The sequence below is a fragment of the Flavonifractor sp. AGMB03687 genome (assembly GCF_017811815.1).
GTDB lineage: Bacteria > Bacillota > Clostridia > Oscillospirales > Oscillospiraceae > Flavonifractor.
This window is the reverse complement of record NZ_JADKZI010000005.1, coordinates 38,906-51,221: the sequence shown is the minus strand read 5'-3', so window position 1 is coordinate 51,221 and position 12,316 is coordinate 38,906. Positions and strand designations below refer to the sequence as shown.

The window sequence follows — 12,316 nt, the reverse complement described above, 5'->3', positions numbered from 1 at the left end:
GTTCTCTTGGGAACGAACAAAAAGGAGTGTTTGATCAATGAGCAACGTATATGTGGAGCCGGCCCGGGAACTGACGGTTGAGGCGGAATGCGACATCCTGGTGGTGGGCGGCGGCGCCGCCGGCCACTCCGCTGCCGTGGCTGCCGCCCGGGCGGGCGCCAAGAATATTATCCTGCTGGAGCGGTACGGCTACATGGGGGGCGACGTCACCGGCGGCTATGTCATCATGGTGCCCAACCTCTCCTGGTATGACAAATCCTTTGTCCGGGGTCTCCAGGAGGAGTGGTTCACCCGCCTGAGCAAGATCCCCGGGGCGGTAAACGCTCCTTCCCTGGATCAGATCGGCTACACCGATCCCGCCCTGCTCCATCCCTGGAGCGGCATCCATGACTGCGTCAGCCGTGGCGGATACGGCGGATGCAAGCCCTCCTGTCTGGTGCGCTCGGTGTACTTTGAGCCCAACCAGCTGAAGATCGAGCTGGACAAGATGCTTCTGGAGCATAAGGACGCCATCACCGTCATGTGCCACAGCTGGGGCACCCGTCCCATTATGGAGAACGGCACCGTCAAGGGTGTGATTTATGAGAGCAAGGAGGGCCGCAAGGCCATTCTGGCCAAGGTGGTCATCGACGCCACCGGCGACGGCGATCTGTACCGCCAGACCGGCACTCCCTTTGAGAGCATGGCCGACCAGGTCACCCGGGCCAATACCACCGCCCTGGTGTGGCGCATCGGCGGCATCAACTGGGATCTGTTCTACCAGTGGCGCCATACCCATCCGGAGGAGATGGCCGCTCTGCGTCAGGGCCTGACCCGAGTGGCGGGCTTCCGGTGCCTGCCCATGGCCAGCAATCAGAATGATATCTGCTGGGTCAACAACTGGCACGCCAACCGGGACTGCTCGGTGGTGAAGGACCAGACCGAGACCGAGATGAACACCCGCAATACCATGCGGGAGGTGCTGGAATATCTGCGGCAGGCGGTGCCGGTTGCCTTCCGCAACGCCTACCTGTACGACATCGCCCCCCAGCTGGGTACCCGCATCAGCCGCCGCCTCAAGGGCGAGTATGTGATGACCACCGCCGACTTTGCCTATGCCCTGGAGCATGACGACGTCATCGCCTGGCACTCCACCATCTGCCAGGTCAATGACTGCGGCCCCGTGGAGATCCCCTACCGGGCCATCCTGCCCAAGGGCGTGGAGAATCTGCTTTGCCCGGGCCGCCACCTGTCCGCCGACGGCATTGCCATCGACTGGCTGGACCTGATCCCACAGTGTGTGGGTACCGGTCAGGCTGCCGGTGTGGCCGCCGCTGTGGCGGTGGCCGACGGTACCACCGTCCACAACGTCAACATCCGCAAGGTTCAGGATATCCTGGTGGATCAGGACGTGCCTCTGCCCCGCAACGCCAAGTTTGAGGCCAAGGATCCCTCCTACCGGGAGATGGTGGAGGAAAAGCAGCACGGCCTGTACACCGACAAGGCCAAGCTGGCCAAGGAGCAGAGAGAGAAGGGCCTGCCTCTGGATCTGGATTTTCAGGAGAAATTCAATACTCCCCCCCAGCACTGAGCCCAGACCGGCCACGGAGCAGCCGGAGGAGGAGCAGGCCCCCCAGCTTCCTCTGGATTTCTGGCGTAGCCTGGTGGAGCAGCCGGGCTGCGAAACCACCGGGGTGTGCAATGAATGCGGCCGGTGTGAGCATTAAAAAGATGTAAAAAAGGGCCGGACCCCGCTGATCGGCGGGGTCCGGCCCGATATTTTTTGCCGTGTGCTACTGTTTTGCCTGGTCCTGCATGTACGCCAGGAAGAGTTCCATCTCAGGACTGTGGGAAAGGGCATCGCTCCACACCATGCGGTTTATGCTGGGCCGAAAGAAGTCCAGCGGGATCTCACGGACGCCCTCCCAGGTGCCCATCATGTCCAGGGGCAGGATGGGATAGAGCCTGCCCTGGGCGGTCAGCTCCTGCAGCAGCATCTGGTCAGAGGTGCGCAGTACCACATTGGGCTTTTTCCCAAAGGCCGCAAAGCAGGCGTTCAGGGTGGACTCAATGGGCATGGGAGCGTTGAAGAATCCCAGCGGCAGATCCAAAATGTCGGCGATACTGATGCTGGACTTTTGCACCAACGGAGAGTGCTCCGACACGCCCAGCATGATGGGGTTGACATAGAGCTCCAACGACTGAAAAAAGGCGCTGTCCGGTCGGGCAGGGGTAAAAAAGGCGTCCAGATCTCCGTTGAGCAGCAGTTTCCAGGCGTCAAAGGCGCTGTGCTCCTCCACACAGAGGGGGATCTCCGGATGGAGACGCTGAAAATCCTCAAAATAGGTGCGGTAGACACAGTAGGCATTTGTGGGTGTGATACCAAGCCGAAGCGGATGGGTGTGGGAGGTCTGCTGCAGCTGGCCGATTCGGGCACGGGTGGTGTTGTAGCAGTCGGTAAAGCCGGAAAAGAGCTTGGCCAGAATGTGCCCGCTTTCCGTAAGGGTCACGCCGTTTTTGGAGCGGGTAAACAGGGGAGCGCCAAACTCCTCTTCCAGATCCGCTATGGCCCGGGAAATGACCGAGCGGGATACAAACAGATCTTCCGCCGCCGAGGAAATGTTGCCCTTTTCACATACCGCCTGAAAATAGGAAATCTGTTTGAGTGTCATAGCCGCCTCGCTTTAGCTGCCGGAGCCGTTCTGGCGGGCAAAGGTCACCTTCACCCGGCCGCCGCACACCATGCCCAGCTCGGCGGCGGCGTGGGACAGGTCGTACTCCACCGTCTCACCCTGGCTGCCTGCCGCCCACAGCTCCTGGGCGTGCAGCTTGGCCTGGTACTCCACCTGACCGCCGCCGATGGTACCGGCGCAGGTGCCGTCGGGCCGCACCAGCATCCAGGTGCCCACGCCCCGGGGGGCGGAGCCGTGCTTCTCCACGATGGTGCACAGCATGCCGGGCTCCTGGGGCGGACGCACCGCGCCGGGGCCCCGCTGAGCCCTTACCTGCACCAGCTGAGCGGCGATGGATACGGCGATCTCCGCCGGGGTCTGGCCTCCGATGGACAGGCCGATGGGGGAATGGACTCCGTCCAGTATTTCCTGGGAAAATCCCTCCTCCCGGAGGGCCTTGTACACGGCGGCCACCTTGGTGCGGCTGCCGATCATGCCCACATAGGCGTACTGCCCCCGCAGCACGTGGGCCAGGCACTCCTTGTCAAAGGCGTGGCCCCGGGTGAGGATGGCGTAAAAGTCGGTGTCCCGGCTGCCCAACTGGTCCAGGGCCTCCTCAAAGGGCATGCACAGCACCTGATGGACCATGGGGAACCGCGCGTCGTTGGCAAACTCCGGCCGGTCGTCAATGACGACCACCTCAAACTCCAGCCGGGCGGCAATGTGGGCCAGCTCCAGAGAGACGTGGCCGCCGCCGCACAGAATCAGTCGTTCCACAGGCGTAATCTCCTTCCAAAGTACAAAATGCCCTCCAGCACGCCGCCGCCAATGGCCCGGGCCTTGTCCGACACGGTAAAGCAGTGGCGCACCTCACACCGGGGATCAATGTCGCCCGACTTCATACCAGTGGTGACGGGGATACCGGCGGGCAGCATGCCCCGAACGATGCCGGTAAGCTGGGCGGTGACGGGGATGCCGTTGACTTTGGCCACCACGTCCCCCAGCTGGACCTGCTGGCCGATCTGAGCCACCGGCTCAAAGGGACCGTCGGCGGGGGCGCGGATGATGCGCTCCTTGGTGTAGCCCCCCACGTCGCCGGGCACGCCGGTGTTGGGGATGGCGGACCCCTCCAGAATGAGGCGGCCCAGGTCGTGGCCCCGCTTGGTCTCGATGACGCCGTGGCAGTCCACCCCGGCGGTAAAGCCGGGGCCCAGGGCCAGCACGATGGGGGCGTCGTCCATAGCGGTGCCCAGGTTGCGCTTGGCCAGAATGGCGTCCACCACCACGGTAAAGGGCAGCTCGTTGCGGATATGGGCCTCCGGATCGGCCAGCACCGGGATCTCACCGGCCGCCAGAATGGCCTCCGCCTGGGCCTTGTCCGCCGCCTTCCGGGCGGTGACGCCCTCCACGGTGACGGCACCGTCGTACATACACTGGGAGAAAGCCACGGTGCGCCGCACCGCCGTGGGCTGGGCAATGTCGGTCATGACCACCGAAAAGCCCGCCCGGTACAGCTGCAGCGCCGTGCCGGTAGCCAGATCTCCCGCGCCTTTGACTAGAATAAGCATAATCCACCCCGCTCCTCTTCGGTATAGTAGGTGATGGCGCTGTGGATGCCCTGCCGGGCCAGCAGCGCCCCGATCGCTTCGCCCCAGGCCTGCCGCTGGGGGTCGTCCGCCTTGTTCAGCAGGCAGCGAAAGGCCATGGCCTGTCCCACGCTCTTCCGTCCGCCTGCCGGGCTGGACAAAATGGCCGCCACGTCGGCGGGGGTAATGCGGTGGTCGGGCTCCACCTCCAGCAGGGCGCACACCCGCTCCGGCCGGTGGCAGGTCTCCTCAATGGGCTTTCCCACGCTGTCCAGGCCCGCCGCGGCAAGGACGGCGTCACAGGTGGGAGGAATCACCGGCTCGTGGTCCGCCGGGGCCTTCAGGGGCCGCAGCTTGGCCCCGTCGGCCTCAATGAGCACCACGTCGGCCACATCCAGACAGGCGGCAGGGTCTCCCGCGCCGGTGAGCTTGCCACGCTCATCATAGGCCCCCAGGGTGACCACCCGGTGCTCCGCCAGCAGGTCTGGCAGGGCGGCGGGGTCGCCGGTGAGGGGCAGCTTGGGGTGGGGCAGGATGTGGGTGGTGGTGGTAACCACCACCCGCAGCCCCTGGTCCATGGCCTGCCGGGCCATGGCGTACATGGTGGAGGATTTGCCGCCGCCGCCCACCAGGGCGATCAGCCGGTGGACCTTGGGGTCCAGTTGCAGGGTCTCCCAGATACCCATGGTTCAGCCTCCCATCGTATGTTCGATCAGGATCTTCAGTCCGATGCCCACCAGCACCAGGCCGCCCACCAGCTCGGCCCGCCGCTGGAACAGGGCGCCCAGCCGCTTGCCGGCCAGGCCGCCCACCACCGACAGCACAAAGGCCACCACGCCGATGACCACGGCGGAGAGGAGCACCGGCACGCTCATGAAGGCCATGGACACGCCCACGGCCAGAGCGTCGATGCTGGTGGCGATGGCCAGCAGGCACAGCCGCTTGGCGGACAGGTCGGAGGGAGCCTCCTCCTCGTCACCGGCGCCGTGGCGCAGGGCGCCCCACACCATCCGCCCGCCGATGATGGCCAGCAGGGCGAAGGCCACCCAGTGGTCTACCGCCTCGATGTACCGGCTGACGCTGCTGCCCAGCAGCCAGCCGATGAGAGGCATGCCGAACTGGAAGCCGCCGAACCACAGGCCCATCTTCACGGCCTGACGGCCGCCGAAGCCGGGGATGGAGATGCCGCTGGACACCGAAACGGCAAAGGCGTCCAGGGCCAAACTGACAGCGATGAGAAATATTTCGACCAAAATGATCACCTGCAAAAAAGTTTGGTTTCCTTTGCAAAAAAGTTTGGTTTCCTTAAAAGAGTATAGCATAGGAGCCGGAATTATGCTATAACAAATATAAGGACACATGACCTCGAAAGCCCTGTCAGAGAAGGAGGAGAGCGGATGGAACACCGGGATTACATGGCCCGCGCCCTGGAGCTGGCCAAAGAGGCCATGGCGGAAGGCGAGGTGCCGGTAGGCTGCGTCATTGTGCGGGACGGCAAGGTGGTAGGGGAGGGCCGCAACCGGCGGGAGACCTGCCGCACCGCCCTGGGTCACGCCGAGATCGAGGCCATCGACCAGGTCTGCCGCACCCTGGGGGGCTGGCGGCTCACCGGCTGCACCCTCTACGTCACTCTGGAGCCCTGCCCCATGTGCGCCGGGGCCATCGTTAACGCCCGCATCCCCGCCCTGTATTACGGGGCCAAGGACGACAAGGCCGGGTGCTGCGGTTCGGTGCTCAACCTGTTTGAGGAGCGGTTCAACCACCATCCCCGGATCTACGGCGGCCTGCTGGAAGAGCAGTGTACCGACCTGCTCCAGCAATTTTTCCAGAATTTGCGTTAAAAGAGCGGGTTTTCTGCACATTTAATTGATTTGTAACAATCGTCGCTACCTTTTGTAACAACCCCCTGGTAGCATAACACTTGCAAGAGACAAAGCTTCTTTTCATTCTATCCTCCAATCATATGAGGCGGACAGCGAGCGCAACGCTGTCCGCTTCGCTTTTTCCCGGAGGAGGTCTTGACACAATCTTTTCAAAAAGGGCCGCAGATTTAACGGTTTTTTAACACCTGCGGTTTTTTTCGTTAACATCTCTTGGGTATGATAATACTCGCAAGAGACAGTTTCTTTTCATTTCATTGTATCCTCTTTCCTTCGGCAGAGGCCGGACGCCAGGAGCGGGCGTCCGGCCTCTGCCGTTCTGCAGCAAAAAACCGGGCTGCCGCAATCTGCGGCAGCCCGGTGCTGTTTTATGGAACGGATTACTGCTTCTCGAAGGTGAGGGACTGGCCGTCCTGCTCCATGACGATGGTCTTGCCGTCAAAGGTGACGGGCAGATCCTCGCCCTCAGAGGACAGAACCAGATTATTGCCGTCGGCCTTCCAGGTGCCGGATACGCTCTCGCTCTGGCCCAGGGCGGACATATCCAGAGCAAAGTTGCCGTCGTCCTTCAGCTCCAGGACGATGTTGAACTCCACACCGGCGGAGGCAGCCAGCTCATCCAGGTTCATGTTGACGCCGGCGGCGTTCATCTCGGTCAGCTTGTAGGAACCGGCAGCGCTGCTGCCGCCACCGCCGCAGGCGGCCAGGCTGACGATCATGGCAAGGGCCAGGAGGAAAGTCAATGCGCGCTTCTTCATAGTATCCATCCTTTCTCATTCAGATGCTATAGGGGCAGGCACGAAAGAAACGAAATCCGTTTATTTCGTAAGTAAGATTATACCATGGCGAAGGATTGTTGACAATCTGAAAGAAAACTTAAAAAAAGCACGGGGGTGAAAGGAATGCACAACCTGCATCCAGGGCGTGTGGAAAAAACGGGGACAGCAATTTGCCGTCCCCGCATGTTCAGCCCAAATCCTCCGGTTTATCCACATCCGCCAGCTCCCTTGGGGAAACTGCCTCCACCAGCACCAGCCGGGAGGGGTGGCGCTTGATGACTGCGCCGCCGCCGGTGTCCCCGGTGAGGGCGGCCAGCTCGTCCAGCAGGTCAGCAGGGAAGAGGACCGGATTACCCCGTTTCCCGCCCCAGGACAGGGCGCAGATGGCGTCTTCTGATTCCTGAAAGGCATCTTTTAGACGGATAATACTATTCGTGGTCAGAAATGGCTGGTCGCACACCGAAAAGAGCACCCCGTCCATGTCCCTCATGCGGGACACCCCCAGGCGGATGGAGGCCGAAATGCCCTCGGCTCCGTGGGGGTTGTACAGGGGGAGGAAGCCCAGCGCCTCCCCGGCCTCCAGCACCTCCGGATAGGGGGAGCACACCGCCAGCCGGTCCAGATCTGCCCCCGCCAGGGTGGTCATGGCGCGGCGGTAGAGGGGTATCCCCTCTACCGCCGTCAATAGCTTGTTGGAGCCGAACCGCCGACCCAGACCGGAGGCCAGCAGCACGGCGCCGATGCGCTTCATCGCCAGAACTGGGAGGGGCCCCGGGACACATAGTGACCCAGACCCTCGTGGACCACCTTGCCGTCCTGGACCGCCACCTGGCCGTCCAGCAGCACCGTGTCGGTGCGGCCCGCCATCTCCATGCCCTCATAGGGGGTGTAGTCCACCCGCTGATACTGGGCCTCGGCGGTAATACGCCAGGTATAATCGGGATCAAAGATTACGATATCGGCGTCGCTGCCCACCGCCAGAGCGCCTTTCTGGGGGAACATGCCGAAGAGCTGGGCGGGGTGCTGGGCCAGGGCCAGCATCATCTGATGGGGGGTGATGCGGCCGGACTTCACGCCGTAGGTGTACACGATGGGGGGCCGGTGCTCGGTGCCGGGGATGCCGCCGGGAATGGCGGAGAAGTCATCCTTGCCCAGCTCCTTGGTGGGATGGAAGTTGAAGGAGCAGTGGTCGGTGCCGATGGTGTCGATCTCCCCGTTCTCCAGGGCCTCCCACAGGGCGTCCACATCGGACTGAGGCCGGGCGGGAGGGGCGCACACATACTTGGCGCTCTCGAAGCCGGGCAGGTGGTACTTGTCCTCGGTGAGGGTGAAGTACTGGGGGCAGGACTCCAGGTACACCTTCTGGCCACGCTTGCGGGCGGCACGGGCGGCCTCCAGGCCCCGCTGGGTGGACAGGTGGACCACATTGACGGGATAGCCCGCCTGCTCGGCCAGGGCCAGCCAGCGGTCCACCGCCTCCGCCTCCATGACGGCGGTGTGGGACAGGGGATGGCTGGCGGGGGAGAGCTTGCCGGCGGCCTTCAGCTCGGCGATGGCCCGGTCGATGAGGTCGCCGTTCTCACAGTGGCAGCCCACCACGCCGCCCTCCTTGCCCACGGCCTTGATGACCTCGTAGGCCACCCCGTCGGAGATGCGGATGTTGGCGTAGGCCAGGTACACCTTGTAGGAGGTGACGCCCTGGGCGGTCATCTGAGGGATTTCAGCGATGATGCGGGGGTCCCAGTCCTTGATGGTCATGTGGAAGCCGTAGTGGCAGCTGGCGTGGCCGTCGGCCCGGGCGTGCCACTCGTCCAGAGCGGACTGGAGGGAGGCGCCCCGCTCGGGCTCGGCAAAGTCCAGCACGCAGGTGGTGCCGCCGGCCAGGGCAGCCCGGGTGCCGCTCTCCCAGTTGTCGGCGGTCTCCCGGATGGTGCCCTTGTTCATTTCAAAGTGGGTGTGGGTATCGATAAAGCCGGGGAAGACCAGCTTGCCCGCAGCGTCGATGACCTGGCTGTCCCCCACGGGGAGGGCGGGGCCGATCTCGGCGATTTTATTCCCCTCCACCCGCAGGTCGGCCTTCACCGGGCCCTCCGGGCAGATCAGGGTACCATTCTGAATGAGGATAGACATGTTGTGAAAACGCTCCTTTCTGCGTCCGTCAGGCGAACTGCACACCCAGCTGGAACAGGATGTAGGGCACGGCCAGCTTGATGGCGCCGGTGACGATGGTCATGAAGGCCAGCAGCACCAGGGCGGAGCTCCGCTTGCCGAAGGTGTCCTCCCAGCGGTCCAGCATGCGGGTGAAATTGGCGGTACGGTTCTGGGCGCCGATGAGGTCGGCCACGCTCTTGATGGTGGTGAAGGCGGTGTAGCCCATCCACACGGGCAGGGCGACCAGAGAGACATTGGAACGGAAGCCTCCGTTCAGCAGGTAGAAGAGAGCCAGAGCAAAGCTGGCCACGGTAAAGAGCAGGTAGGCCCAGACGCCGACCTTGGCGGCACGTTCGTTCATAGTGGTAGATTTCCTTTCTTTGGTGGATTTCAGGGGCGGATGCCCGCCTGATCAAAGGCAGAGAGGAGGGCGTCCATGTCCGGTTTCACCAGCATGGGCTCTCCGGCGGCCTTGATGCCGTTTTGTACGTCCTTCAGACCGTTGCCGGTGACGATGCTCACCACGGTGCTGTCGGGAGAGATGAGGCCCAGCTCCAGGGCCTTCTTAACACCGGCGGTACCGGTGACCCCGGCGGGCTCGCCGAACACCCCCTGGGTGCGGCCCAGCAGGCGCATGGCGGCCAGGATCTCCTCATCGGACACGTTGACGGCCACGCCGTCCGAGGCCCGGATGGCATTGAGGGCCTTGTCCGGGTTGCGGGGCACCCCCACGGCGATGGAGTCGGCCAGGGTGTTTTCCTCCATGGGGGACCAGGGCTCTCCGGTCTGGATGGCCCGGTTCAGGGGGCAGCAGCCCTCCGCCTGGACGGCGATGAGCTTGGGCAGCTTGTCGATAAGCCCCACCTCGCAGAGGTCCACAAGGCCCTTCCAGGCGCCGGCGATGGTGCAGCCGTCCCCCACGGAGAGGGCGATGTAGTCGGGCACCTGCCAGTTCAGCTGCTCCATAATTTCTAAAGTCACTGTCTTTTTGCCCTCGGACAGGTAGGGGTTGATGGCGGCGTTGCGGTTGTACCAGCCCCACTTGTCGATGGCGGCCTTGGACAGCTCGAAGGTGTCCTCATAGGAGCCGTCCACGCTGATGACGGTGGAGCCGAAGATACGCAGCTGGGCCACCTTGCCCTTGGGGGCCCGGCTGGGCACGAAGATATAGGTGCGCAGGCCCGCCGCGGCGGCGTTGCCCGCCAGGGAGGAGGCGGCGTTGCCGGTGGAGGAGCAGGCGATGGTGTCCGCCCCCGCCTCTCGGGCCTTGACCACCGCCAGGGCGGAGGCCCGGTCCTTCAGAGAGGCGGTGGGGTTCTGGCCGTCATCCTTGATGTATAGCTTTTTCAGCCCCAGCTCGGCCCCCAGACGGTCCGCCTCATAGAGGGGAGACCAGCCCACCCGCAGGGGCGGGGGAGCGGAATCCTCCTCAATGGGCAGCAGGGGCCGGTACCGCCACATGGACCGGTCGGGATTGTTGGCCAGCATTTCCCGGGAAAGATCCCGGCGGAGGGCGGCATAGTCGTATTGGATGTCCAGGATACCCCCGCAGGAGCAGGTGGTGAGGTCGGGGACGGCGGCGTATTCCCTGCCGCATTTGACGCACTTGGCGCCCAGAACGTATTTCATGGAGGAACCTCCTTTTACAGGCCCTTCAGCACCCCGGTTTCTTCGTTGAAGGCCCGGATCAGCTCATCCAGGGCGTCGGCCTGGCTGTGGACGTCGGCCCACTCGGTGCCGTACCACAGGGCGTCCAGCTCTTCGGTGGTCTTGCCCTGCTGCTCCACCCAGGTGTAATACTTCAGGTTGTGGACCCTCTTGCGGTCGTAGTAGCCCAGCTCCGCCATGCAGTCGGTCTTCAGGCCCATCAGGTGAAGGGCGAAGTCGTAGGCGGCGGCCTTGGCGTCATATTCGCCCAGCTGCTGGGTCAGCTCCGCCAGACGGGAGCGGTACATATCCGCCGAGTCGGTGAGGACGGTGCACACCACGTCGTGCTCGGTGAGCTCGTAATACTTGGCCATCTTGATGCAGCACAGCACGTTGGCGATGCCCGAGATGCCCATGAGCGCCAGGGACTCCACCAGCTGGGGGTCCACGCCAGCCTCGATGAGCTGAGCCTTGCCCGCCGGCTCGTTGAAGAGCCGCAGCAGGGCCATGGCGTCGTTGTCGTCCACGTCAATGACCATGTCGGTGTTCTTCACGTCGTGGATCCAGGGCACGTGCTTGTCGCCGATGCCCTCCACCCGATGGTCGCCAAAGCCGTTGTTCAGGATGGTGGGGCACTGGACGGCCTCGCCCACCGCCAGCTTCATGGCGGGGTAGACTTCCTTCAGGTAGTCACCGCAGCCGATGGTGCCCGCCGAGCCGGAGGTGAAGCAGGCGCCCGCCAGCTTGTCGCCGGGGCGCTTGGCGTCCTCAAAGGCTTCGGCCACCGCCGCACCGGTGACCTTGTAGTGCCACAGGTGGTTGCCCATCTCGGCAAACTGGTTGAAAATCATGCAGGAGGGGTCCCGGCTCAGCTCGTTGGTCTTGTCAAAGATCTCCTTTACGTTGGACTCGGAGCCGGGGGTCTTGATGACGTCAGCGTCGATGGAGGCCAGCCAGTCAAAGCGCTCCTGGCTCATGCCGGCGGGCAGGATGGCCACGCCGTGGACGCCCAGCAGCCGGGAGTTGAAGGCGCCGCCCCGGCAGTAGTTGCCGGTGGAGGGCCACACTGCCTTCTGACTGGCGGCGTCAAACTGGCCGGTGACCAGACGGGGGGCCAGACAGCCGAAGGAGGCGCCCACCTTGTGGCAGCCGGTGGGGAACCACTTGCCCGGCAGGCACAGGATGCGGGCGGGCACGCCGGTGAGGGCGGGGGGCAGCTCGATGTAGTTGGGGGCGGAGCGGTACAGCCCGCCGGTGGGGATGGGCTGGTTCTTCCAGGTGATGCGGAAGAGGTTGGCCGGGTCCACATCCCACAGACCCACATGGGTGAGCCGGTCCTGAATGGGCTGGGGCACCGTCTCCGGATGGATCATATTTTCAAAGGTGGGGATAACGACGCCGTTTTCCCGGGCAATACGGATGTTATGCTCCAGGGCCTGGCGGTGTACGGTCAGGTCGATCATATACAGGCCTCCTTACCGAGATACTTACCAACATGATAGCACATGACGCTGAGAAATCAAGGAAAAGTATCCCACGTCACTGGGAAAAAGACCGTCGGATTTGTGGAGAGGCAACAAAGGAGCGCGCCGCTTTGGGCGGCGCGCTCCTTGGAAACGGGA

Annotated in this window: 13 protein-coding genes; 2 read left to right on the top strand and 11 right to left on the bottom strand. The window is 63.6% G+C overall.

Annotated elements, in window-relative coordinates:
• The first annotated feature begins 37 nt into the window (after positions 1–37).
• Complete coding sequence (locus J9789_RS11690; protein ID WP_209345626.1) at positions 38–1,570, top strand: FAD-dependent oxidoreductase; 1,533 nt, start codon at positions 38–40, stop codon at positions 1,568–1,570.
• 202 nt (positions 1,571–1,772) lie between these two features.
• Here J9789_RS11690 and J9789_RS11685 read toward each other — a convergent pair whose 3' ends face one another.
• The 5 genes from J9789_RS11685 to J9789_RS11665 are packed head-to-tail and all read right to left on the bottom strand — an operon-like array spanning position 1,773 to position 5,499.
• The gene (locus J9789_RS11685) at positions 1,773–2,651 is read right to left on the bottom strand and encodes a LysR family transcriptional regulator (protein WP_209345624.1); all 879 of its coding nucleotides are present in this window, start codon (positions 2,649–2,651) and stop codon (positions 1,773–1,775) included.
• Positions 2,652–2,663: 12 nt separating this feature from the next.
• Positions 2,664–3,428, bottom strand: coding sequence for an XdhC/CoxI family protein (locus J9789_RS11680; RefSeq protein ID WP_209345622.1), 765 nt, complete (start codon positions 3,426–3,428; stop codon positions 2,664–2,666).
• A complete protein-coding gene (gene yqeB, locus J9789_RS11675; RefSeq protein WP_209345620.1) occupies positions 3,416–4,219 on the bottom strand; it encodes a selenium-dependent molybdenum cofactor biosynthesis protein YqeB in 804 nt (267 codons plus the stop codon). The genes J9789_RS11680 and yqeB overlap by 13 nt, the downstream gene beginning before the upstream one ends.
• Positions 4,207–4,923: a selenium cofactor biosynthesis protein YqeC gene (gene yqeC / locus J9789_RS11670; RefSeq protein ID WP_209345618.1), complete on the bottom strand. Its 717-nt coding sequence runs from the start codon at positions 4,921–4,923 to the stop codon at positions 4,207–4,209. The genes yqeB and yqeC overlap by 13 nt, the downstream gene beginning before the upstream one ends.
• A 3-nt stretch (positions 4,924–4,926) precedes the next feature.
• Entirely contained in the window at positions 4,927–5,499 is a 573-nt protein-coding gene (locus J9789_RS11665) for a manganese efflux pump MntP family protein (RefSeq protein WP_348633684.1), read from the bottom strand.
• A 135-nt stretch (positions 5,500–5,634) separates the two neighbouring features.
• Here J9789_RS11665 and J9789_RS11660 point away from each other — a divergent pair, with 135 nt between their 5' ends.
• Positions 5,635–6,078 carry a nucleoside deaminase gene (locus tag J9789_RS11660; RefSeq protein ID WP_209345615.1) on the top strand — a complete coding sequence of 148 codons (444 nt, stop codon included), beginning with the start codon at positions 5,635–5,637 and terminating at the stop codon, positions 6,076–6,078.
• Between the two features lie 419 nt (positions 6,079–6,497).
• Here the strand turns inward: J9789_RS11660 and J9789_RS11655 are convergent, their stop codons facing one another.
• The 6 genes from J9789_RS11655 to J9789_RS11630 all read right to left on the bottom strand — a co-directional run bounded on the left by J9789_RS11655 (position 6,498) and on the right by J9789_RS11630 (position 12,157).
• The gene (locus tag J9789_RS11655; RefSeq protein ID WP_209345605.1) at positions 6,498–6,875 is read right to left on the bottom strand and encodes a hypothetical protein; all 378 of its coding nucleotides are present in this window, start codon (positions 6,873–6,875) and stop codon (positions 6,498–6,500) included.
• A 208-nt stretch (positions 6,876–7,083) separates the two neighbouring features.
• The gene (locus tag J9789_RS11650) at positions 7,084–7,647 is read right to left on the bottom strand and encodes a nucleotidyltransferase family protein (RefSeq protein ID WP_245185244.1); all 564 of its coding nucleotides are present in this window, start codon (positions 7,645–7,647) and stop codon (positions 7,084–7,086) included.
• Complete coding sequence (hydA, locus tag J9789_RS11645; RefSeq protein WP_209345604.1) at positions 7,644–9,026, bottom strand: dihydropyrimidinase; 1,383 nt, start codon at positions 9,024–9,026, stop codon at positions 7,644–7,646. The genes J9789_RS11650 and hydA overlap by 4 nt, the downstream gene beginning before the upstream one ends.
• 28 nt (positions 9,027–9,054) lie before the next feature.
• The gene (locus J9789_RS11640) at positions 9,055–9,408 is read right to left on the bottom strand and encodes a hypothetical protein (RefSeq protein WP_209345603.1); all 354 of its coding nucleotides are present in this window, start codon (positions 9,406–9,408) and stop codon (positions 9,055–9,057) included.
• 29 nt (positions 9,409–9,437) lie between these two features.
• Positions 9,438–10,676, bottom strand: coding sequence for a threonine synthase (locus tag J9789_RS11635; RefSeq protein WP_209345601.1), 1,239 nt, complete (start codon positions 10,674–10,676; stop codon positions 9,438–9,440).
• A gap of 14 nt (positions 10,677–10,690) precedes the next feature.
• A complete protein-coding gene (locus J9789_RS11630; RefSeq protein ID WP_209345599.1) occupies positions 10,691–12,157 on the bottom strand; it encodes a pyridoxal-phosphate dependent enzyme in 1,467 nt (488 codons plus the stop codon).
• Positions 12,158–12,316 lie beyond the last annotated feature (159 nt).